This is a genomic window from Microbacterium sp. oral taxon 186 str. F0373 (genome assembly GCF_000411455.1).
Taxonomy (GTDB): Bacteria; Actinomycetota; Actinomycetes; order Actinomycetales; family Microbacteriaceae; genus Microbacterium.
This window is the reverse complement of the sequence record NZ_KE150457.1, coordinates 424,336-445,293: the sequence shown is the minus strand read 5'-3', so window position 1 is coordinate 445,293 and position 20,958 is coordinate 424,336. Positions and strand designations below refer to the sequence as shown.

Genomic DNA, 20,958 nt, shown 5'->3' with positions numbered 1-20,958 from the left:
CTGTTGGGCGTCGGGGTCTGTGTGCTCGGGGTGTTGTGTGGGTTGCTCCTGATCCTGGTGAATCGGTGGTTGCATCGGGTCCGTCGGCCACAGCCTGATCGAAGCCGATTGCCGCTGCTGAGAACACTCCTCCCCGCGTCCGCACCGCCACGCACGGGCGCGCTCTCACTGACGCAGTTGAGCGTTTCCCGAACCTGACACCTGGCACGCCGCCTCTCTGTGGCGGCGACGTTCCCCGGCGCGCCTGCCGGGGATACCCCTTTCATGCCCACGTGTCGTGACCGTTCGGAGTGCCCTCATGAAGACCCCTGTAAAAGCGACACTGATCACTGTCGCTGTTGTCGTCGCCCTGGTCCTGGCGGCGGTCATCTACTTTCTTATTGATCAACGCTTGACGCCACCACCGGGAGGGGACGGCGAGCCTGCATCGGTGGTGCGACCGAACTCGCACGTTCTGGATGAGGGCGGTGAGAGCGCGGTCACGGTGGTGGAGTTCCTCGACTTCGAGTGCGAGGCGTGCGGGGCGTTCTACCCGATCGTCGAAGACATTCGGGAGAGGTTTGCGGGGCAGATCACTTATGTCGTCCGCTACTTCCCGCTACCGGGTCACACCAACTCCACGAACGCGGCCCTGGCTGCGGAGGCAGCTGCCCGCCAGGACCGGTTCGAGGATATGTACCACCGGCTGTTCGAGACCCAGGCCGAGTGGGGCGAGTCGCAGGAATCCCGTGCCGATGTCTTCCGCGGATTCGCGGAAGAGCTTGGGCTGGACATGGCAGCCTACGACGCGGCGATCGCGGATCCCGAAACGCTGGCCCGGGTGGAGATGGACTTCAGCGAGGGTCGGGCGCTCGGTGTTTCCAGCACCCCGACGTTCTTCGTCGACGGCGAACCGCTCGAGCTGGAGCAGTGGAAAGACCTCGAGGACGCGATCACGCAAGCGCTGAGCACGGCCCAGTGATGCCTGCCAGTCTTGCGCACCGCCGGGCGATCATCGTTGGCGCCGGCCACTCGGGTCTTGCTGTCGCTGCAGCGCTCACCGCGGAAGGACTCCGGCCACAGAGAGATTTCGTCGTAATCGATGCCGCGGACGCGGGACAGCGCAGCTGGTCATCGCGGTGGCACTCGATGGTGCTGCTCAGCGACGCGCGGCACAGCGCCCTCCCGACCCGGCGGCATCCCGGGGATCAACGACGTCGCCCCCGGGCGGATGAAATGGTCGACTACCTCAAGGTGGTTGAGGCTGCGATCGGCGTAGAGACAGCCTGGGGGATCCGCGCCACTGGGCTCGAGCGACGTGGTGACGGACCCACCCTGCACCTGGCCACCACCGCGGGGGAGGTGCAGACCCGCAACATCGTCTGCGCCACGGGTGCTGCCGCCCGACCCCGACTTCCCGAATGGGCCACCGCGCTGAGCGTCCCTGGTGTCGCGATCCACAGCAGCAGCTACCACTACCCCCGCCAGATTCCCACCCAGGATGTGCTTATCATCGGCGGCGGCAACAGTGGTCTGCAGATCGCAAGAGAACTTGCTGCATTCCACACGGTGACCCTGGCGGTGCGCACCCGCCGAGGACACCGGCCACTGGCAAGCTACGCGTCGTCTGCCGGCCAACGTCGACCATTGTTCGGTGGGGATCGTCGTCCCGAACCGGTATTCGGCGACAACTACGAACGGCTGCAGCACGCAGGGGTGCACATCACACCCGCGGTCACCCATGCGCGGGGCGGTGAGGTGACGTTTGAGGACGCGACCACGGCGTCACCGGGTTCTGTCATCTTCGCGACCGGCTACCTCCCCGGAGACGACTGGGTTCCAGACGAGGCGCGCACCCCCGGGCCGCGGCGTGCAACAACACCCATACCGGGTCTGTTCGTCGCGGGATTCCCGCAGTACAGCCGCCGCGGTGTTGACACCATCTCCGGGGTCTCCGCGGACGCCACAGCGATCGCACGCCACATCATTGACCGGCCGTAAGAGAGGGATAATCATGGGCGCTGGACACAGCCACGACACGGGGGAGGCCACCCCTCGGAACAGGTTGCTGATCGCCTTTTCCATCACAGCATCCGTGTTCGTGATCGAGGTCATCGGCGCGGTCATCACCGGCAGTCTCGCCCTGCTCGTGGATGCCGCGCACATGCTGACTGACGTGATCGGGCTGGCGATGGCGGTCACCGCCGCGCATCTGATGAACCGGCCCCCGTCTGACCGGTACACGTTTGGATTACGGCGCGCGGAAGTGCTCGCCGCACTCGCCCAGGCTGCCCTCCTGCTCGGTGTGGGAATCTTCGCCCTGGTCGAGGGCGTGCGGCGCTTGTTCGAACCACCCGAGATCGCGTCCGGCAGCCTCTTGTTCTTCGGGATCGTCGGGCTGGTCGCGAACATCGCGTCCCTGCTCGTGCTGATGAGCGGCCGCACACGGAACCTGAACATGCGCGCCGCGTTCCTCGAGGTCTTCAACGACGCACTCGGCTCCGTCGGCGTCATCGTCAGCGCCATCCTGATCGCCACCCTCGGCTGGTACCAGGCAGACGCAGTCGCCGGCATCCTGATCGCTCTGCTGATCATCCCGCGCACCTTCATCCTGCTCCGCGCATCCGGCAGCGTCCTGCTCGAATCCACCCCTCCCGGGCTTGACCTGGCGGAGGTACGCCGGCACATCCTCGAGCTCCCGCAAGTGGTCGCGGTGCACGACCTGCACGCATCGCAAGTCTCCACCGACCTCCCCACGCTGACCGCGCACGTCGTCGTCGACGACACCCTCACACCGGAACAATCCGCCCGGCTGCTGCAAACGCTCCAAACATGTGTCGCCGAACACTTCCCAGTGAACATCGAGCACGCCACGTTCCAGATCGAACCGCAATCCCACCCAGGAGAACACACCACCCATGCGTAACCCCCGCCGCACTCTCATCGCCACCCTGGCTGCCCTCGTCCTCGGAACGGGACTGACGCTGGCTGTGGCGTCGCCCGCCCAAGCGCACGACGAACTGGTCTCCTCCTATCCGGAAGCCGACACAACTGTCCCCGAATCACCAGCGGAGATCACCCTCTCCTTCAGCGGGGAACTGATCGCGGGAATGCAATCCGCCGCCGTCGAGGTGATCGCACCGGACGGGCAGAACATTGCCACCGATCCGCCGTCAGCGGATGCCACCTCCATTACTCAGCACCTCGCCGCGGACCCGCCCGCGGGGATGTTCACGGTCCGGTGGAAAGTGGTCTCCAGCGATGGTCATCCGATCAGCGGCGAATATACCTACACCGTCGAACTCAACGAGGCTGGCGCGAGCAGCCCGGCCGTCACCCCGAGCACGGCTCCACAAACTCCCGCACCGTCCCCGACCGCTACCGAGACGTCCACGGACAACGGGTCCGGGGGTGAGACCTCCGGGGGCGGAGACGCATTCCCGATCCTCGCTGCCGTCGGCGGAGTGATCATCCTCGGGTCCGCCCTCGTCATCGTGTTGATGCTCGGCCGGGAACGTCGACGCCGCGACCGTGCCGGGGCCGCGCGATCAGCCCAGGATGCCACCGCGGGGAAGGACTCGACCGATGAGTCGTAACCAGGCACGCAGGTTCGCCATCGCGTGCATCGCGGCAGCAGCCGTTGTGATGATTGATCAGTCCAGCAAGGCGGCCGCGCTGACCGTGCTGAGTGAGTACCAGCGGATCCCGCTGCTGGGTGATCTTCTCGGTCTGCAGCTGGCTTTCAACCCTGGAGCGCTCTTGTCGCTCGGATCGGGGGCAACGTGGCTGCTCACCCTCCTGGGAGTGGCCGCGACCGCCATGCTCATCGTCGCTGCCGCTCGCGCCCGCACAACCGGGTGGGCAGTCGGGGTAGGGCTGATCCTCGGCGGTGCGATGGGTAATCTCATCGACCGCCTTTTCGCCCCGCCCGCGTTCGGCCGTGGCCATGTGACTGACTTCCTCGCCTACGGCAACTGGTTCATCGGGAACTTCGCCGACGTTGCTCTCGGCGCCGGCGTGATGGTCCTGGCCGGAAGTCTCTGGATTCGTCGCCAGCGCACCCGCACAACGGCCGAGGGCGATCACACGGCCACGGCTCCCATGCTGGAGGTGGGACGATGACGGCGAAACAGCGGACCCCGTCGACCTACCAGCGCAACGCGCTCGCGCCTAGCATGCTCGCCGCGGCCGCCCTGTTCGTTGCCCCTGCGCTCATGGGCAACGACTGGTTCCTTGGGGTGCTGTTCCTCACGGCCATCCTGGGTGCGATCGTCGCGTGGTTCGCGGTGCAGGCGCGGCAGTGGTGGTGGGTGCCCGTGTTCGCGATGATCGTGGTGATCTGGAACCCGGTATTCCCGTTCCCGTTCGCAGGGCCAGTGTGGACGGCCGCGCAACCGGCCGCAGCCGTGGTGTTCCTCGTCGCTGGTGCGCTGATCAAAGTGCGCCGTCCGTGACCACCGTCAGAGGCCGGACCCGGGCTGCTGTCGCCTTGCTTCTCGCGGCCGCGGCGCTGACCGGGTGCGCGGCGGACGACTCCCTCGCTCAGCAGTATCGCGATGGCACCGAGAAAGGCTACATCTCGGGCGACTTCCAAGTCGTGGAGATCCCGGAAACGGAACGGGGCGAGCCGGTCGTGTTCGAGGGTGTCACCGAGACCGGTGACACGGTGACCAGCGGCGACTACCGGGGTGGGGTGCTGGTCGTGAACTTCTGGTATGCCGCGTGCGGGCCGTGCATCGTGGAAGCGCCGTTCCTGGAAGAGGTGTGGCAGGACTACCAGGATCAGGGTGTCGCGTTCCTCGGAGTGAACACCTACGATCAGCCCGCCACCGCGCTGTCCTTCGCCCGTGATAACAACATCACGTACCCGAGTGTGATCGATGTGAACGACGGACAGGTCAAACTCGCCTTCGCACAGGTCACGCCCATCCAAGCCACCCCCACCACCCTTGTCATCGACCGTGACGGGAGAGTCGCCGCCCGCATCATCGGACAACTGGCCGCTGCGTCCATTCTCTCCACCCTTGTCGCCGACGTCCTCGCGGAAGACAACCCATGAATCCGGGGATGACGATCGTCGACGGTGCCCTCTGGGTGGCTATCCCGATCGCGATGCTCGCCGGGCTTATGTCGTTCCTCTCCCCATGCGTATTGCCGCTCGTGCCCGGCTACCTCGGCTACCTCGGCAGCACGGCCACCGACGCTGGACCCACGTCGAGTGGGCTTGGAACGACCGTGCGTGCAGAACGTGCTCGGCTCCTTCTGGGTGTGACGCTATTCATCGCCGGGTTCACCGCGGTTTTCGTGGCAGTCACCGTTCTCGGCGGCACCTTCGGGGTCCTGCTGCTGCAATACGCGAACGTCCTCACCCGGGTGTTCGGGGTGGTCATCATCCTCCTCGGGCTGGTGTTCGTCGGCCTGTTCGGGCTCACCCAACGCACTCTTCGCCCTCGCACCCGCAGTCGCGCTGGGCTGCTCGGGGCACCCCTGCTCGGCTTTGCCCTCGGTGTCGGATGGACGCCCTGCATCGGTCCTACCCTCGCCGCGATCATCTCGATGTCCTGGAACCTCGGCGACCCCGCGCGCGCGGGCCTGCTCGGCCTTGCCTATTCCCTCGGCCTGGGGATCCCGTTCCTCATCCTCGCTGCCGGCTGGGGGTGGGCATCTCGGTCCGTGACATTCCTGCGCCGCCACGTCCGCGCTCTGAACATCGCCGGCGGGGTGATGCTCATCGTCCTCGGAGTGCTGATGGTCACCGGACTCTGGACGGCGCTGATGTCGGCCCTGCAGCAGGTGGTGATCAATGTCCCGCTTCCACTCTGAGACCGAGACGACGAACGAGGCGGTCGATCCGCTTCGACCCCGCGACCACGCCGACATCGACGATCGTGACAGTGCCGCGGATGTGATCTCGCCTGCGCTCGGAGTGGTTGGCTGGGCGAGGTGGGTGTGGCGGCAACTGACCAGCATGCGCACCGCCCTGGTGCTGCTGCTGTTCCTCGCGATCGCCGCCGTACCAGGATCCCTGTTCCCGCAACGCACCGCCGACCCCAACGGTGTCATCCAATGGGAACGCGACAACCCGGACGTGTTCCCCATCGTTGACGCGCTCGGGTTGTTCGACGTGTACCAGTCGCCCTGGTTCTCCGCGATCTACCTCTTGCTGTTCATCTCCCTCATCGGCTGCGTCATCCCCCGTGCAAAGCATCATTACAAAGCTCTTCGATCCCAGCCGCCCCGCACCCCCGCCCGTCTCTCGCGCCTCCCTGACTACCAGGAGGTCACCGTGTCTGCGGGGACGTCGGCCGGCAGTGCGGCGGAGGAAGCGATTGAGCTCGCGGGCCGGCAGCTGCGTCGCGCCGGCTATCGGGTGCATCGGTTCGACGGCCGCGGATGGGTTTCCGTGTCCGCGGAGCGCGGATACCTGCGAGAAACCGGGAACCTGGTCTTCCACGTCGCCCTGATCGGGGTGCTGCTCTCGGTCGGAATCGGCGGCGGGTTCGCGTACACCGGGCAGCGGGTCGTGGTGGAAGGAACCACGTTCGTTAACGCGCTCAGCGACTACTCCTCCTTCAATCCGGGCCGGTTCATCGACGGGACCGGCCTGGCCCCCTACTCGATGACCCTTGACGAGTTCGGCGTCACCTATCAGCCCCCCGGTACCCCCGGCGCCGGGCAAGCAGGCGACTTCTCCGCCGACGTGACCATCCGCCAGCCCGGGCTGGACGACCGCAGCGAAAGCGTCATCGTCAACTATCCGGTCACCGTTTCCGGCGACCGGATCTACCTGCTCGGAAACGGGTACGCACCCACCCTCACCATCCGAAACTCGGACGGAGAAGTCGTGTACAGCGAATCGCAGCCGTTCCTGCCGCAGGACTCATTCATGACGTCCCTCGGAGTCATTAAGGTCCCGGATGGGATGCCTGAGCAGCTTGGCCTGGTCGGGTTCTTCTACCCCACCCAAGGTGTGCTTCCGTCCGGCGCGTTCACATCGGTGTACCCGGATGCGGTCAACCCGGTGCTCACTCTCAACGTGTTCAGCGGCGACCTCGGGATCGATGACGGGACCCCCCGGTCCGTGTACGCCCTCGACGTCGCCGGGCTCACCCAGCACACCGGTGCCGACACCGGCGCCGACTCGCTCGAGCTCACCCCCGGTGCGACCGTTGATCTTCCCAACGGGTGGGGGACGATCACGTGGGAAGACGACACCGCGGTGGCCGGTGAACCGGTGAAGCGGTTCGCGTCGCTTCAGATCCAAAACGACCCCTCTGGTGCCTGGGTGCTCGCCTTCGCCACCCTCGCGACGGTGGGGCTGTTCGCCGGGCTGTTCGTTCCACGCCGCCGTGTGTGGATTAAGGCCCACGCCCTCCCTGCGGGAGTCCGCGTCGAATATGCCGGCCTCGCACGCGGTGAAGACCCCACGCTCCACAAAGCCGTTCACGACATCGCAATTAACCACACCGCCGCATTGAAGAGCGTCATCACCACGACCCTTCTCGAAGGAGAACCCAATGAAAGGCCCCATTGACGGCACGCTGCTGGTGATCACCGAACGCTCCGGTGTCGAGATCGACTACTGCCCGCAGTGTCGCGGCGTCTGGCTAGACCGCGGCGAACTGGACAAGATCCTCGACCGCGCCGCCGACACCCGCGCACCTGAATACCACGCACCACAGTCACGCGACTCCCATCACGGCCGTGATGACTACCCGCAGAGCCGAGGCGATTCCCGTCACGACCGGGGAGGGAAACGCCGTCGGGAGGGGTTCCTCGGCGACCTCTTCGACTTCTGATCACCGCACAGAGATGACATTGTGAACGACTGGATGCCCGAGGCGCCGCCGACATTGCTCGGTCTCCTCAGCCCGCTGCCGCTGCCGCTGCCTGTGCTGCCGGTGCTGGCCGGCCTCCTCGCCGCCGCGTACCTGGCAGGCGCGATTCGGCTGTGGGCGCGCGGGCGGCCATGGCCGGCATGGCGCGCGGTCAGCTTCCTGCTCGGCTGCATAGGCCTCGCAGCGGTCACCGGGCTCGGGGTCGAGGGATACGGGTACGCGTTGCTTTCGGTGTTCATGTTCCAACAGCTCACCTTGATGATGACAATCCCTCCGCTGCTGGTTCTGGGTTCTCCCGGCACACTGCTCCTGCGCGCCACCCCCCACCATGGCGCTGGCCTCCTGATTCTGCGTGCGGCACACGCGGGGCTACGCAGTCGAATCGCCCGGTGGCTGCTTGGCCCGTGGCTAGCAGTCCCGTTGTATCTGGCTGCCTTCTACGGCCTCTACCTGGCGAACTTCGCCGACCCGATCCTGTCCACCGTCACCGGCCACACCCTCCTCGAGATCGGGTTCCTGGTCGCGGGGATGCTGTTCACCATTCCGATCCTGTCCTCGGACCCGCTCCCGGTACGGATGAGCCACGGTGGACGAGCCCTGGATGTGTTCGCCGAAGCCGCCCTGCACGCGTTCTTTGGCGTGTTCCTGATGATGGCGACCAGCACCCTCGTGCAAGTGTTCACTGGTCCGACAAGCGCGCTGGGAGTAGACCCGATCGAAGACCAACGCCTCGCCGGAGGCTTGGCGTGGTCCTACGGAGAAGCTCCGACCCTTCTAATGCTTATCTACGTGATGCACCGCTGGTTTCGTGAGGACACCGCCCAGGCGTCGGCCGCCGACCGACGCGCCGACGCCCACGGCGACCCCGAGTTTGACGCGTACAACGACTACCTGGCCCGACTGCACCAGAAAGACACCTGATGCACATGACATTGCTTTCTCCCGCCCCTGCTACCGCGGCAGAACCTGGCCCGCCACAGCATGCACCGTCTTGGTCGATGCCGCTCTGGGCAGCGGTGCTAGTAGCGGGCGCTGCCGGGTTCCTCCTGAATCTGGGGTCCCCGCCGGTCGAGTGGTGGCCGCTGACTTTCGTCAGTGTCACGCTCGCCCTGCTAACACTGATCGGCCGCAACATCGGCGGGGCGCTGCTCGCTGGCGCTGTCTTCGGGACCGTCTTCTTCACCACCCACTTGGTGTGGGTGGGGGAGTTCCTCGGCCCGGTGCCGTGGATTGCCCTCGCCGGAGTGGAAGCGGTCTTGTTCGGGTTGGGCGCGGTGCCGATCGCGCTTGCTTACCGGTGGACTGTCCGTCACCGACCACGTGGCGCAGTGCAGCTGCTTGCGCTACCGCTGCTGATCGGAGGGCTGTGGGCTTCCCGCGAGGTGGTGATGGGGGCGTGGCCCTACTCGGGCTTCCCGTGGGCGCGTGTGGGGATGACACAGGTCGGCGGCCCGTTCGTCGAGGTCGCGTCCTGGACGGGAGCTACCGGCTTGTCGTTTCTCGTGGTGACGATGTGTGCCGCTGTAGTGCAGTGGCTGCGTGCGGGCGGATTACGATTCGTCCGTGGCCTGATCCCCGTCGGCGTTGTCGTCGTTCTATTGGTCGTGACGCCGCAGTTCCCCACCACCTCTGCCGGCGCGTTTCGTGTCGGGTGGGTGCAGGGTAACGGCCCCACGGGATACTTCGACGTGAAGGCACCCGGTGACGTCCTCGCCGCGCAGACCACCGCTACGCGCCCCTTGTACGGGCAACCGATGGATCTGCTGGCCTGGCCGGAAGGAGGTGTCGACGCCGATCCACTCAGCGACGCCCGCGCCGCTGCGGCGCTTGACCGGGTCGTAAAGGCAGCGGAAGCACCGCTGTTGATGAATGCCGCCACGACTCGCGGCGGCGCTGTCTTCAACACCTCCCTGCTGTGGACCGCGGATCCCGCGGACCGGCAATGGCATGACAAGGTCAACCCGGTGCCGTTCGGCGAATACGTGCCGGACCGGTGGTTCTACGAACTGCTCGCCCCGGACCTCGTCGGCCTGATTCAACGCGAATACACCCCCGGCACCAATTCGCCGCTCATGGAGGTCGGCGACGTCCGAGTCGGGCTGGCGATCTGCTTCGACGTGATCTACGACACCGTCATCTGGGCCGGCGCCAAGCAGGGTGCGCAGCTGTTCGTGTTTCAGACCAACAACGCCGACTTCCGTGGAACAGGCGAGAATCTTCAGCAACTCGCGTTCGCCCGCATGCGCGCCGTCGAGACGGGCCGCGCAGTCGTCAACGTCTCGACAGTGGGAACCAGTCAGGTGATCGCCCCAGACGGCGCCACCCTCGAGAGCGTCGGTGTCGACACCGCCGGCGCCTCGATCAGCACCGTCCCGCTGCGCACTGGGCTCACCCCGTCGACCGTGCTCGGCCCCTGGCTCACCTGTGTCCTCGTCCTTGCCTCCAGCGTTGCTCTCGCAGCGGCCGGCCTCTCACACCGTGCCCGCACGCGGGCGGGCGACACGGCACACCCCGCCGACCGACCGAGGCTATGACTGCAGCTTTCAGAGAATAGACGCGGCGAGGGGAGTCGAACCCGCAACGCACCCGGTTATGAGCCGGTGCCCGGGTCCGCCCGGATCGCCGCGATGCCCCGGTGAGGGGACGCTCCCACGCTAACCCGCCCCGACCGCCGGGGACAGGTGTGTGACCTGTGGTTGCGGTATGTGTCCGCGCGTGACACGGGCGAGCGTCGGGGTCACAGCGTCCGGTCGAACGCGCCCTGGCGCGTGGAGACGATGTCCTTGCCGAGTGGCATGAGAGAGATGGGGATCATCTTGAAGTCGGCGATCGCCATCGGGATGCCGATGATCGTGATGCACAGCGCGATGCCGCTGACGAGGTGCCCGAGCGCGAGCCACCAGCCCGCCAGGATCACCCAGACGACGTTGCCGAGGAACGAGCCCACGCCCGCCGTCGGCTTCGGCACGATCGTGCGCCCGAACGGCCAGATGACGTAGCCGGCGGTGCGGAACGAGGCGATCGCCCACGGAATCGTGATGATCGGGATGCACAGCACGACACCTGCGACCACGTAGCCGACGAACAGCCAGAACCCGGCGAAGATGATCCAGACGATGTTGAGGATCGTGCGCATGCGTCCATTCTCCCGGCCGCGCGGGGCTACGCGCGACGTCAGGTCGCCGCGGCATCCCGTCGGCGGTGTCAGAGCCGCGACCTAGACTTGACGGGTTATGAGCGACCCGATCAAACCCGTCATCGTCGGCATGCCCACGGACGCCGCGCGCGGTGCGGGAGGCCGGGTCGACGAGGATCTCCTGGCGGGCCTCAACCCGCAGCAGCGCGAAGCCGTCACCTATCGCGGACAGGCGCTGCTCATCGTGGCCGGCGCGGGCTCGGGAAAGACGAGCGTGCTCACGCGCCGCATCGCGTCGCTGCTGCGGGGACGTGAGGCCTGGCCGAGCCAGATCCTCGCCATCACCTTCACCAACAAAGCGGCCGGCGAGATGCGCGAGCGCGTGCAGCAGCTCATCGGCGACACCGCCCAGGGCATGTGGATCTCCACGTTCCACTCGGCGTGCGTGCGCATCCTCCGCCGTGAGGCCGACCAGTTCGGCTTCACCAAGAGCTTCACGATCTACGACTCCGGCGACTCGCGCGCGCTCATCAAGCGACTCGTCAAGCAGTACGAGGCCGACGCGTTCGGGTTGACCCCGGCATCCGTGCAGGGGCGCATCTCGAAGCTCAAGAACGAGCTCGCGGATGCCGAGTCGTTCGCGCGCACGGCCAACATGAGCGACCCCGCCGAGCGCCTGTTCGCGGAGATCTTCGCCGACTATCAGCGTTCGCTGCAGCGCGCGAACGCGTTCGACTTCGACGACCTCATCGCCCAGACCGTGTATCTGTTCCGTGCGTTCCCGCACGTCGCCGACACCTACCGCCGACGTTTCCGGCACATCCTCGTCGACGAGTACCAGGACACCAACCACGCCCAGTACGCGCTCATCCACGAGCTCACCCGGCCCATCGAAGACGTCGGCGCGTTGCTCGACGAGACCGACGGGGCGTCGCTGACCGTCGTCGGCGACTCCGACCAGTCGATCTACGCCTTCCGCGGCGCCGACATCCGCAACATCACCGAGTTCGAGCGCGACTACCCGGGCGCCAAGGTCGTACTGCTCGAGCAGAACTACCGCTCGACGCAGAACATCCTGACCGCGGCCAACGCCGTCATCAGCAACAACTTCGACCGCAAGGACAAGAAGCTCTGGACCGATGTCGGCGCCGGAGACAAGATCGTCGGTTTCACCGGGTACTCGCAGCACGACGAGGCCCAGTTCGTCGCCGACGAGGTCGAGGCGCTGCACCGCGCCGGTCTGCCCTACGGCGAGATGGCCGTGTTCTACCGCACCAATTCGCAGTCCCGTGCGCTGGAAGAGATCTTCATCCGTGCCGCCGTTCCCTACAAGATCATGGGCGGCACCAAGTTCTACGACCGCGCCGAGATCAAAGACGCGATGGCCTACCTCATCGCGGTCGCCAACCCCGCGGATGAGTTGAGCGTGCGCCGCATCCTCAACAGACCGCGCCGCGGCATCGGCGACGTCACCGAGACCTCCATCGCGCGGTACGCGGCCGAACAGGACATCACCTTCCGCGACGCCCTGGCCAACGCCTCCGCGCTGGGCGTCGGCCCCAAGATCCAGTCCGCGATCGCCCAGCTCGACGCCGTGCTCGCCGAGGCGACGGCGATCATGCTGCCCCCCTCGGGCGAGGCACCGCCGTCGACCTCGGTCGCCGAAGGCCTCACCCTGCTCCTCAACAAGAGCGGCTATCTCGACGCCCTGCGCATGTCGAAAGACCCGCAGGACGAGGCGCGCGTCGAGAACCTCGACGAGCTCGTGGCCGTCACCCGCGAGTTCGCCCGCAACAACCCCGACGGCACGATCCTCGACTTCCTCACGGAGGTGGCCCTCGTCTCGGATGCCGATGACCTCGCCGACGCCTCGGGCTCGGTATCGCTGATGACGATGCACACCGCGAAGGGCCTCGAGTACGACGCCGTGTTCGTCACCGGTGTCGAAGAGGACCTCATTCCGCATCGCATCTCCGCGGGGGAGCCGGGCGGCCCGCAAGAGGAACGCCGCCTGTTCTACGTCGCGCTCACGCGCGCCCGCAAGCGCCTGCACCTCTCGCTCGCCATGACCCGCGCCCAGTTCGGTGAGGTCTCGGTCGCGATGCCCTCACGCTTCCTGCAGGAGATCCCCCACGAGCTCATCGACTGGCGCCAGTCGCCGGGAGACATCAACGCGCGAGGTCAGGGAGGATCTCGGGCACTGAACGGGCGCAGACCGGGCGGGTTCGGCGGTGCGGGCGCATCGGGCGGCTCGCGTTACGGCGACGACCTCGTTCCGTTGCCGCGACGGGAAAAGCCCGCGGGCGACCTCGCGAAGTTCGCCAACCGCATTCCCGCGAAGGTACGCGACAACGGCGACATGGAGCTGGTGCCCGGCGATCGCATCCGCCACGAGGACTTCGGAGAGGGGCGTGTCGATCAGGTGACGGGCGAAGGCGCCAAGCGCGTGGCCCACGTTCGCTTCGACCGCGCCGGGCAGAAGAAGCTGCTCATCAAGATCGCCCCGATCGAGAAGCTGTAGTCCGGCGGTTCGCGCTGTCGAATCCGGCACGCGCGATGCGTGTTTCGGTAGCGCGAGACGGAAGGGAGCGCGCGAGGCGGATGCCGCCCCGCCGCGGGCCGGTGGCGGTCCCAGCTAGGCTCGGACCCATGGCACTCTTCTCGCGTCGCGACCGTTCCGACAAGGGCGACGGCGCCCCGGCATCCGAGGTCGAGTCCGTCGACACCGTTGTGGAAACGGACGAATCCGCCGACGCGGCATCCGTTGCGGCCGAGGCGGTGCCGCAGGTCGGCATCTCGGTCTCCACCTTCGGCGCCGACCCGACGGCTCCGGCGCCCGCAGCGCCGACGCGCCCCGCGGCGACCGCACCGGCTCCGCGCGAGATCGTGCCCGGTCTGGTCGACAACGCGCTGCTGCACGGCGCCTTGGCGGGCCTGTCGGCGGAGCCGCAGAACACAGAGATCATGAACGTGATGCGCCAGGCGCTGCAGGGGCAGCTGTTCCTGCGGGCGCAGGGCGACGTCCAGGCGCTGATCGCTGCGGGCCAGCAGATCAACCTCGCGATCGCCTCCGTGGAGGGAAAGCGCTTCCTCCTCGCCTTCAGCGGCGGCGCCGCACTGCAGGCCAGCGTCGACTCCGAAGGCGGGGCGGCCACCTCGGTCATCGGGCAGCCCGCCATCGAGGTGCTGCGCAACGCGGTGGCCGGGGGATACGACGGCATCTACCTCGACCACGCCACCGCCGGCGCCCGCGTCATCCTGCCCAAGGAGCTCATCGCCCGCGCCGTCGAGGAGAGCGAGCCCACGTTCGAGATCAAGACGCTGCTGTCGGCGCCGCGCGATGAGAGCACGGCCGCACGCGTCGCCGACGCCCTCTCGCGCCTTCCCGTCTGGGTGGCCGGCAACAGCGACGCCGAGGGGCGCATGGGCCTCGCCGAGGCGCGCACCCCCGACGGTCAGCGCCGCATGGAGGTGTTCTCGCACCCGCTGGAGGTCGTGGCTCTCGGCCGCGGCGACAGCCCCCTGCCGGTGCAGCCCGAGCAGCTCGGCCGCGCCCTGGCATCCGAGCCCGGCCTCACCGGCGTCGTCGTCGACCCGGGCGGCCCGTGGATCGAGCTCGACCGCGACGCGCTGGCCGGTGTCATGGCGCTCGCCGGCTGACGCGCGGACTGATACTCGCGGACGGACACGCGCCGCAGGCCCCGCAGATTCGGATGAATGCAGCGGATTCGGATGCCGCGCGGCATCCGGTCCGCATCCGTTGCCGGCCACCGAATCTGTGGTGACCCGCGCGAGCGCGGGACCGCCCCCTGTCGCGACCGGCGCCCGGCCCGTAGGGTCGGGGCATGGCCTCGGAGCGCATCACCCTCGACGTCGCCGGGCGGGACGTCTCACTCTCCAGCCCGCACCGCGTGATCTGGCCGGAGCTCGGCATCACGAAGCAGGAGCTCGCCGAGTACGTGATCGCCGTGGCCGAGCCGTTCCTGCGGGCCAACGGCCACCGCCCCGTCTCGCTCGAGCGCTTCCCCGACACCGTCGACGGCGAGCGCTTCTTCTCCAAGAACCCGCCACGCGGTGCCCCCGACTACGTCCACGAGGTGATGTGCACCTACAACAGCGGGCGCCGTCACCCTCAGGTGGTGCTCGACGAGGCCGCGGCCATCGTCTGGGCAGTGCAGATGAACACCGTCGTGTTCCACCCGTGGGCCTCGCTCGCCGCCGACACCGACAATCCCGTCGAACTGCGCATCGACCTCGACCCACAGCCCGGCACCGATTTCGCGGATGCCGCCGCCGTCGCTCCGGTGCTGCGCGACGTGTTGCGCGAGGCCGGGCTCGAACCGTGGCTGAAGACCAGCGGCAGTCGCGGCATCCACGTGTTCTGCCCCATCGAGCCGACGCACGAGTTCCTCGACGTCCGCCATGCCGTGATCGCGGCGGGACGAGAGCTCGCACGACGGTTGCCGGATGCCGTGACGGTCGACTGGTGGAAGGAGGAGCGCGGTCGGCGCATCTTCGTCGACTTCAACCAGGCCAACCGCGATCGCACGATGGCCGGTGCCTACAGCCCGCGCGCTCTGCCGTCGGCGACGGTCGCGACGCCCATCACCTGGGCGGAGCTGGCCGAAGGCGTGGATCCGGCCGCGTTCACCGTGCGGACCGTGCCGCAGCGGCTCGCGGCGGTCGGGGACCCCTGGGAGGGACTGCAGGAGAACCCCGGACGCATCGATCTGCTGCTCGAGTGGTGGCAGCGCGACCTCGAAGCGGGTCTGGGCGAGCTGCCATTTCCCCCCGAGTTTCCCAAGATGCCGGGCGAGCCGCCGCGCGTCCAGCCCAGTCGCGCAAAGAAGGACTGATCGGGTTCACCGACCGGTCGCTCGGCGGCATCCCCTCCGTCACCGGCGACGGCTAGCGTCACCCGTGATCGCCGCTCGGGTGGCGGGACAGGAGAGCGCCGGCATGCGAACGAGGATGATCGCACGCGTCGTCGTCGGTGCGTGCCTCGTCGTCGCCGCGGCCCTCGGCCCTATCGACATCGCGTGCGCGACGGACGACGACTCGTCGAGCACGTCGCCGTCGAACGCGCAGATGGTGATCGCCGTCGTCGTTCCGCCGCATCAGCGCGGGCCCGCGACGCCTGCTCCCACCCCCTCCACCGTGGCGGGCGGCCCGGACGACGGTGCCGTCGACGGGCGTGCGCCCGATGGTCGGCTCGCGCCGACGGGCGACCAGCTCGCCGGAGCGCTCGTGTTCGCCGCCGCCGCTGCCGCGCTGATCGGCGGCGGCGCTCTTCTTCGCCGCCGCACCGCGCGCGAGTGAAGCGCGTACGACGCGCTCCCGCCTCAGGCGCGCTCGTCGGAGACCGTGCGCAGCGTGGTCGTGCTCGGCGTCGCGCCGACGACCACGTCGCCGGCCGTGTCGTCGGGTGCGGGGGCCGGCTGGGCGCTCGCGAGGGCGTCGGCGACGGCGCGGGCGACCCGCTCATCCTCGTTGCGGCGACGTGTCGCGCCGGCGCGGCGTCGCCACCACAGCGCGGCCGCGACGAGCGCGATCGCGATCAGTCCGATGATCAGCAGCAGCCACGGCACGGCCGGACCCACCGCCTGCGTCGTGACCGGAGCGAGCCCCGTGGTCGAACCCGACGCGTCCACCACGATGGGGGTCACCGTCGCCGAGCCGAGCAGAGCGAGCATACCGGCGACAGCGGGCACCGTGATCTGCACGTCGCGCGTCTCGCCGGGAAGGATCTGCACCTCGGGGGCGACGTCCCCGGCATCCACGGGGAACCAGCCGAACGGCCCTGCGATCGTCGCGCTCTGCTGAGCGCCCATCGTCGTGTTGCCGGTGTTGTGCAGCGTGTAGCTGAGCGTCGCGGCGCCCGTGCCGAGCGCCCACGTGCCGCCCCACACCACCTGGGGGTTCTCGATCGCGAGCGAGGGTGCGAGCGCACCAGAGACGCGCAGACCGATGCGGATGCCGAGCCGGCGGTCGACCGAAATGCCCTGGTCCGCCGAGGATCCCAGCGAGGTCACGATGCCCCCGACGTAGTCGCCGGGGGTCGCCGTCGTGGGAACGGACACCACGAAGGGCACCGTCGTGGACTCGTTCGGCGCGACGGTGACGGTGGCCGCCGCCGCGTGCGTCCAGGCGCCGATGCCGGTGGAGCTCTCCGCGGGCGTCAGCAGGTCGAGCTGCCCGCCCGCTCCGGTGTAGCCGTCGGCGGCGTACACCGCCAGCTGCAGCGCGGCGGCGCCGTGGTTGGCGATCACGAGGGCATCGCTGACGCTCTGACCCGGGTCCACCGCATACGTGTAGGACGTGCGCTCCGCGCCGAATCCGTTCGACTCCGTGCGCACCGACCACGTCACGTCGTCCGCGCTTCCGGCGTCGTCGGCGGCGGCGCGGGCGGATGCCGCGGGAAGCGCGAGGGGCCACAGCAGCGCCACCGCGGCGAGGGCCACGGCGGTCAGCGCGGAGCCGCGACGGAGTCGGATCGAACGGAGCATCGGATTCCTTCGGAGGACGGGAGACGGGTGAGGCGCGAAAGGGGTGCGTCCCGGGACGCACCGACCGGGCTGGTCGGTGCGCCCCGGGCCGCGGGGAGAGCTGTTCAGTTGTCGATGGCGCTCAATTGCTGATGGCGGTGAGGGTGAGGGTGCCGCGGTAGCTGCCCTTGTCGACCTCGACCGGGATCTTCAGGTCCAGGTCGGAGCCGAGCACGGCGGCGCCGCGGTCATGGCCCTGCGCCGCCGACCCGAGCGCCCGAGAGTCGGACAGACCGGTGCCGCCGTCGTAGCCGGAGCCGATCGCAGCGCCCGCGACCGCACCGCCGCCGGCGGTGACGACCTTCGGGCTCCAGCCGAGATACTTTCCGGAGAACGACTTGCTGCCGTCGGTGAAGTCGCCGACCTTGGCGGCGATCGACCAGGGGGCTACGGCGCGGCGGGTGTCGGTCACCGTGATCGGGTTGATCTGACCGGTCGCCTCGAAGTAGGTGTTGTTCTTCTCGGTGGCCGTGCCGAGGTCGACGAGGCCGTTGTGGCCGTTGATCGTCCAGCCGAACTCGCCGGGGGCGGCGTCGGGCACGTCGACCTGGATGTCCTGCCCGTCGCCGTGGTTGGGGTGGATCGTGACCTCGTCCTGCACCGAGCCGACCGGCAGAGCCGCCTGCGTGCCGTTGGCGGGACCGCACCAGACGACCTTGCGCAGCTCGACGGCGGCGTTCGGTGCGTCGCACGTGCCGGAGCGCACGTTCTGCACGACGAGGGCGTCCTTCTGCACCTGCACCTTCACGAACGTGCGCACGTGCTCCTGGTTCTGCACCGAGTTGTACCAGTAGTTCGACGGGTTCAGCGGGTCGGCGCCGTTTCCCTCGTCTTGCGTCTTGTCCCCGGCGACGGGGGCGGTGAGGTCGTAGTACTTCGAGCCGGATGCTGAGTTCGCCGTGACGTAGACGACACCGCCCGGGCCCTCGAACACCTCGTTCTGGCCGGGCTTCTCGTCGGCGCTCGCCTTCTGCCCGTTCTTGATCTCGTACGAACGTGAGTAGCTGTGGTCGTGGCCCTGGAGGACGAGGTCGACGCCGAGCTTCGAGAAGGTGGTCGGGAAGTCGACGCGGCGCGCCTTGTTGTCGGTGTCCTGCGCGTGGTCGGCGGGGGAGTAGATGGCGTGGTGATAGACGAGCACGGTGTACTTGGCCTGTGCGCCGTGGGCGTTGATGACGTCGGTCACGTACTGGATGTGCGCCGCGTCGCCGCCACCGCCGGACGAGGTCTTGTAGCTGTTCGAGTTGAGGTCGATGAACAGCACGTCCTTGTGGATGAACCAGTAGTCGCCGCCCGACGAGTTGGAGCTCGGGTCGCCGTTGACGTAGTACTGACCCGAGCGGTCGGTGTTCGGCGTGTAGAAGTGCTGCTCGTACGCCTTGCCGCCCACGTCGTGGTTGCCGATCGTGGCGACCCAGGGGTAGTTGCGCAGCTGTGCGGGGGCGAGGAAGCCGTCCCACTGCGCCTCGGTGTTGGCCTTGTCGACCTGGTCGCCGCCCGACACGAGCAGCTCGGCATTCGGGGTGGACTGCAGCGAGACGTTGACGGTGTCCACCCAGCCGGCGGTGTCCTTCGCGACGTCGCCCGACGAGCCGATCTGCGGGTCGCCGTAGAAGAGGAAGTCGAAGTCACCGTCGAAGGAGCGCGTCTGGAACGTCGTCGTGCTCGACCAGGCGCCGTCGGATCCGACGCGGTAGGAGTACTGCGTGTTCTCCTGCAGGCCCGTGATCGTGGCGTGACGGTTGAAGCCGCCGCTGGTGGAGATGTTGGCGGTGCCGGCGGCGGCGAAGGTGACGGCCGATGCCGGGAAGGCGTCGCCCACGAGCGAGGCAGTGGGGGCGACCTGAACGACCTGAGCGGTGTCGGCGGAGGAGTACCAGCTCACGATGCGCTGGGTTTCGTCGGCGCCGACGCCGAGGATCACGCCGGTCAGCGTGGTCGGTGTGTCGGCGAGGGCGGGAGTCGCGACGACTCCCGCGAAGGCCGTCGCGCACAGCGTGGCGGCGGTGATCCAGGCGATCGTCCGGCGCGCGGGGCGCGGCGCTCGCGGTTCAGCGGAGTGCGGCATGATCTGTCCGTTCGTGGGTGAGGGATGCGCGGCACAGGGCCGGTCGCAGGCGCCGCGGGCGGCGTCATCTGGACGATCCGCCTCCGCGGTGACAGGGCGGTGAACATCACGCCCAGCAGCGGTGACGTCCCGGCGAAACTCTGAGGGTTCGCCCAGAGCCGGATCAGTCCCAGCCGAAGACGCGCTGGACGAACCAGATGAGCCCCGCGAGGGTCACCGCCACGGCGAGGGCGCCGCTGGCCCACATCGCGACACGGGGCGCGCGGCGGCGCAGCAGCACCAGGGCGGGGAAGACGATCGCGATCAGCCCGATCTGCACCGCCTCGATGCCGAGGTTGAACACGAGCAGCGACCACAGCAGCGTCCATGACCAGGGCTCGTCGATGCCGAGAGCGGAGGCGAAGCCGAGGCCGTGGATGAGTCCGAAGCAGAACACCACGAGCAGGCGCAGCCAGCCCGCGCGGTCGAGTCCGAGCGGGCCGGCGTCACGGGTCAGCTCGGTGGCCGCCTCGCCCTTGCGCCACAGACGGAACAGATACCAGGCGGCGACGACCGAGATCGACAGGGCGATCGCGGGCTCGATGACGATGCTCGGAAGGCTCACCACCTTCGTGGCGGCCAGGATGAAGGTCACCGAGTGCGCGAGCGTGAACACGGTCGCCGCAAGGACGATCTCGCGGAGCTTTCGCGAGCCGGCGATGAGGGCGAGCAGGAACAGGATGTGGTCGATGCCGGTCAGCAGGTGCTCCGCGCCCAGACGGAAGAACTCGACGAACCGGTCCCAGGTGCTCTGCGCGGTGGAGAATTCGGGAGTGGATGCATCGAGGGCCGCGGAGCCCGTGTGCAGGTCGATGTCGTAGGTGAGGATCGTCTTCGTTCCGGTCACGTAGCCCTCCTCGTCGGGGAAGAGGGTGCTGCGCACGATGTGCGCCTCGCCGGCCGGGCAGGTGAGGGTGCGCGCGATGACGACGTAGGGCACGCCCTCCTGCACCGTCATCGACACGGCATCCAGGGGGCTGAGCGTGCATCCGGCGGCATCGCCGCCGCTCGTGCGGATCGTGAATCGCTCGTCGAGGTAGCGGGCGACCGTGTCGCGATGCTCATCGACGGCCTGGGCCATCGCGGCGTCATCGCGGGCGTCGAAGGCGGCGGTCCCTGCGCGGAAGAGGGCATCGTCGTGCTGGGTGTCGGCCGCCGAGACGACGAGGAGGTCGTACTCGAGCTGCAGGGTCGCCACCGTTCGTCCGTCCTCGTCGCGCGAGAGGTCGGCGAACACGACCGAGCTGAAGCCGTGCGCGAGGGCGGCGGATGCCGTGAACAGCGGCGATGCGACGGCGGTCGCGAGCGCGAGCAGGATCAGGGCGATGAGGGGAAGGCGGCGCAGGGTCACGG

At 68.2% G+C, this 20,958-nt stretch carries 20 protein-coding genes and 1 tRNA gene; 16 read left to right on the top strand and 5 right to left on the bottom strand.

Features of this window, described 5'->3' with window-relative positions; all coding sequences use genetic code 11:
• The first annotated feature begins 298 nt into the window (after positions 1-298).
• The 12 genes from HMPREF1529_RS02020 to lnt all read left to right on the top strand — a co-directional run bounded on the left by HMPREF1529_RS02020 (position 299) and on the right by lnt (position 10,351).
• On the top strand, positions 299-961 hold the full coding sequence (locus HMPREF1529_RS02020; protein ID WP_016463503.1) for a DsbA family protein: 663 nt from the start codon (positions 299-301) through the stop codon (positions 959-961).
• A complete protein-coding gene (locus HMPREF1529_RS02015) occupies positions 961-1,980 on the top strand; it encodes an NAD(P)-binding domain-containing protein (protein WP_036282635.1) in 1,020 nt (339 codons plus the stop codon). Before HMPREF1529_RS02020 ends, HMPREF1529_RS02015 begins: the two co-directional genes overlap by 1 nt.
• A 13-nt stretch (positions 1,981-1,993) precedes the next feature.
• The gene (locus tag HMPREF1529_RS02010; RefSeq protein WP_016463501.1) at positions 1,994-2,905 is read left to right on the top strand and encodes a cation diffusion facilitator family transporter; all 912 of its coding nucleotides are present in this window, start codon (positions 1,994-1,996) and stop codon (positions 2,903-2,905) included.
• The gene (locus HMPREF1529_RS15315; protein ID WP_016463500.1) at positions 2,898-3,575 is read left to right on the top strand and encodes a copper resistance CopC family protein; all 678 of its coding nucleotides are present in this window, start codon (positions 2,898-2,900) and stop codon (positions 3,573-3,575) included. The genes HMPREF1529_RS02010 and HMPREF1529_RS15315 overlap by 8 nt, the downstream gene beginning before the upstream one ends.
• Entirely contained in the window at positions 3,565-4,101 is a 537-nt protein-coding gene (locus HMPREF1529_RS02000; protein WP_016463499.1) for a signal peptidase II, read from the top strand. The genes HMPREF1529_RS15315 and HMPREF1529_RS02000 overlap by 11 nt, the downstream gene beginning before the upstream one ends.
• Entirely contained in the window at positions 4,098-4,433 is a 336-nt protein-coding gene (locus tag HMPREF1529_RS01995) for a DUF6804 family protein (protein WP_016463498.1), read from the top strand. The genes HMPREF1529_RS02000 and HMPREF1529_RS01995 overlap by 4 nt, the downstream gene beginning before the upstream one ends.
• Complete coding sequence (locus tag HMPREF1529_RS01990) at positions 4,430-5,038, top strand: TlpA family protein disulfide reductase (protein WP_016463497.1); 609 nt, start codon at positions 4,430-4,432, stop codon at positions 5,036-5,038. Before HMPREF1529_RS01995 ends, HMPREF1529_RS01990 begins: the two co-directional genes overlap by 4 nt.
• Positions 5,035-5,802: a cytochrome c biogenesis CcdA family protein gene (locus tag HMPREF1529_RS01985; RefSeq protein WP_016463496.1), complete on the top strand. Its 768-nt coding sequence runs from the start codon at positions 5,035-5,037 to the stop codon at positions 5,800-5,802. Before HMPREF1529_RS01990 ends, HMPREF1529_RS01985 begins: the two co-directional genes overlap by 4 nt.
• Positions 5,783-7,513 (top strand): cytochrome c biogenesis protein ResB, encoded by a 1,731-nt coding sequence (gene resB / locus HMPREF1529_RS01980; protein WP_016463495.1) that lies wholly within the window; start codon positions 5,783-5,785, stop codon positions 7,511-7,513. The genes HMPREF1529_RS01985 and resB overlap by 20 nt, the downstream gene beginning before the upstream one ends.
• Positions 7,497-7,778, top strand: coding sequence for a TFIIB-type zinc ribbon-containing protein (locus HMPREF1529_RS01975; protein WP_016463494.1), 282 nt, complete (start codon positions 7,497-7,499; stop codon positions 7,776-7,778). Before resB ends, HMPREF1529_RS01975 begins: the two co-directional genes overlap by 17 nt.
• Before the next feature lie 33 nt (positions 7,779-7,811).
• A complete protein-coding gene (locus HMPREF1529_RS01970) occupies positions 7,812-8,738 on the top strand; it encodes a cytochrome c oxidase assembly protein (RefSeq protein WP_016463493.1) in 927 nt (308 codons plus the stop codon).
• Between the two features lie 77 nt (positions 8,739-8,815).
• A complete protein-coding gene (gene lnt, locus HMPREF1529_RS01965; RefSeq protein WP_016463492.1) occupies positions 8,816-10,351 on the top strand; it encodes an apolipoprotein N-acyltransferase in 1,536 nt (511 codons plus the stop codon).
• Positions 10,352-10,371: 20 nt separating this feature from the next.
• On the opposite strand, the gene HMPREF1529_RS15795 is transcribed toward lnt, so the two are convergent.
• Positions 10,372-10,444: transfer RNA gene (locus HMPREF1529_RS15795), tRNA-Met, on the bottom strand.
• Between the two features lie 110 nt (positions 10,445-10,554).
• Entirely contained in the window at positions 10,555-10,953 is a 399-nt protein-coding gene (locus tag HMPREF1529_RS01960; protein WP_016463491.1) for a YccF domain-containing protein, read from the bottom strand.
• A gap of 97 nt (positions 10,954-11,050) precedes the next feature.
• On the opposite strand from HMPREF1529_RS01960, the gene HMPREF1529_RS01955 reads away from it, so the two are divergent.
• From HMPREF1529_RS01955 to HMPREF1529_RS01940, 4 genes are all read left to right on the top strand, one after another.
• Entirely contained in the window at positions 11,051-13,474 is a 2,424-nt protein-coding gene (locus HMPREF1529_RS01955; RefSeq protein ID WP_016463490.1) for an ATP-dependent helicase, read from the top strand.
• A 128-nt stretch (positions 13,475-13,602) separates the two neighbouring features.
• Positions 13,603-14,613, top strand: a complete 1,011-nt coding sequence (locus HMPREF1529_RS01950; RefSeq protein ID WP_016463489.1) for an SseB family protein — start codon at positions 13,603-13,605, stop codon at positions 14,611-14,613.
• Between the two features lie 185 nt (positions 14,614-14,798).
• Positions 14,799-15,809 (top strand): non-homologous end-joining DNA ligase, encoded by a 1,011-nt coding sequence (ligD, locus tag HMPREF1529_RS01945; RefSeq protein ID WP_016463488.1) that lies wholly within the window; start codon positions 14,799-14,801, stop codon positions 15,807-15,809.
• A 115-nt stretch (positions 15,810-15,924) separates the two neighbouring features.
• The gene (locus HMPREF1529_RS01940; protein WP_036282633.1) at positions 15,925-16,272 is read left to right on the top strand and encodes a hypothetical protein; all 348 of its coding nucleotides are present in this window, start codon (positions 15,925-15,927) and stop codon (positions 16,270-16,272) included.
• A 23-nt stretch (positions 16,273-16,295) separates the two neighbouring features.
• Here HMPREF1529_RS01940 and HMPREF1529_RS01935 read toward each other — a convergent pair whose 3' ends face one another.
• The 3 genes from HMPREF1529_RS01935 to HMPREF1529_RS01925 all read right to left on the bottom strand — a co-directional run bounded on the left by HMPREF1529_RS01935 (position 16,296) and on the right by HMPREF1529_RS01925 (position 20,956).
• Positions 16,296-17,459 carry a WxL protein peptidoglycan domain-containing protein gene (locus HMPREF1529_RS01935; RefSeq protein ID WP_016463486.1) on the bottom strand — a complete coding sequence of 388 codons (1,164 nt, stop codon included), beginning with the start codon at positions 17,457-17,459 and terminating at the stop codon, positions 16,296-16,298.
• Positions 17,460-17,580: 121 nt separating this feature from the next.
• A complete protein-coding gene (locus HMPREF1529_RS01930) occupies positions 17,581-19,566 on the bottom strand; it encodes a purple acid phosphatase family protein (RefSeq protein ID WP_016463485.1) in 1,986 nt (661 codons plus the stop codon).
• 163 nt (positions 19,567-19,729) lie between these two features.
• Positions 19,730-20,956 carry a HupE/UreJ family protein gene (locus HMPREF1529_RS01925; RefSeq protein WP_016463484.1) on the bottom strand — a complete coding sequence of 409 codons (1,227 nt, stop codon included), beginning with the start codon at positions 20,954-20,956 and terminating at the stop codon, positions 19,730-19,732.
• Between the last annotated feature and the right edge of the window lie 2 nt (positions 20,957-20,958).

Coding starts and splice junctions, on each gene's coding strand:
- ligD (WP_016463488.1), top strand. CDS start 14,799: ATGGCCTCGGAGCGCATCACCCTCGACGTCGCCGGGCGGGACGTCTCA.
- lnt (WP_016463492.1), top strand. CDS start 8,816: ATGCCGCTCTGGGCAGCGGTGCTAGTAGCGGGCGCTGCCGGGTTCCTC.
- HMPREF1529_RS01940 (WP_036282633.1), top strand. CDS start 15,925: ATGATCGCACGCGTCGTCGTCGGTGCGTGCCTCGTCGTCGCCGCGGCC.
- HMPREF1529_RS02015 (WP_036282635.1), top strand. CDS start 961: ATGCCTGCCAGTCTTGCGCACCGCCGGGCGATCATCGTTGGCGCCGGC.
- resB (WP_016463495.1), top strand. CDS start 5,783: ATGTCCCGCTTCCACTCTGAGACCGAGACGACGAACGAGGCGGTCGAT.
- HMPREF1529_RS01975 (WP_016463494.1), top strand. CDS start 7,497: ATGAAAGGCCCCATTGACGGCACGCTGCTGGTGATCACCGAACGCTCC.
- HMPREF1529_RS01985 (WP_016463496.1), top strand. CDS start 5,035: ATGAATCCGGGGATGACGATCGTCGACGGTGCCCTCTGGGTGGCTATC.
- HMPREF1529_RS01960 (WP_016463491.1), bottom strand. CDS start 10,953: ATGCGCACGATCCTCAACATCGTCTGGATCATCTTCGCCGGGTTCTGG.
- HMPREF1529_RS02010 (WP_016463501.1), top strand. CDS start 1,994: ATGGGCGCTGGACACAGCCACGACACGGGGGAGGCCACCCCTCGGAAC.
- HMPREF1529_RS01995 (WP_016463498.1), top strand. CDS start 4,098: ATGACGGCGAAACAGCGGACCCCGTCGACCTACCAGCGCAACGCGCTC.
- HMPREF1529_RS15315 (WP_016463500.1), top strand. CDS start 2,898: ATGCGTAACCCCCGCCGCACTCTCATCGCCACCCTGGCTGCCCTCGTC.
- HMPREF1529_RS01935 (WP_016463486.1), bottom strand. CDS start 17,459: ATGCTCCGTTCGATCCGACTCCGTCGCGGCTCCGCGCTGACCGCCGTG.
- HMPREF1529_RS01930 (WP_016463485.1), bottom strand. CDS start 19,566: ATGCCGCACTCCGCTGAACCGCGAGCGCCGCGCCCCGCGCGCCGGACG.
- HMPREF1529_RS01970 (WP_016463493.1), top strand. CDS start 7,812: ATGCCCGAGGCGCCGCCGACATTGCTCGGTCTCCTCAGCCCGCTGCCG.
- HMPREF1529_RS02020 (WP_016463503.1), top strand. CDS start 299: ATGAAGACCCCTGTAAAAGCGACACTGATCACTGTCGCTGTTGTCGTC.
- HMPREF1529_RS01950 (WP_016463489.1), top strand. CDS start 13,603: ATGGCACTCTTCTCGCGTCGCGACCGTTCCGACAAGGGCGACGGCGCC.
- HMPREF1529_RS01955 (WP_016463490.1), top strand. CDS start 11,051: ATGAGCGACCCGATCAAACCCGTCATCGTCGGCATGCCCACGGACGCC.
- HMPREF1529_RS02000 (WP_016463499.1), top strand. CDS start 3,565: ATGAGTCGTAACCAGGCACGCAGGTTCGCCATCGCGTGCATCGCGGCA.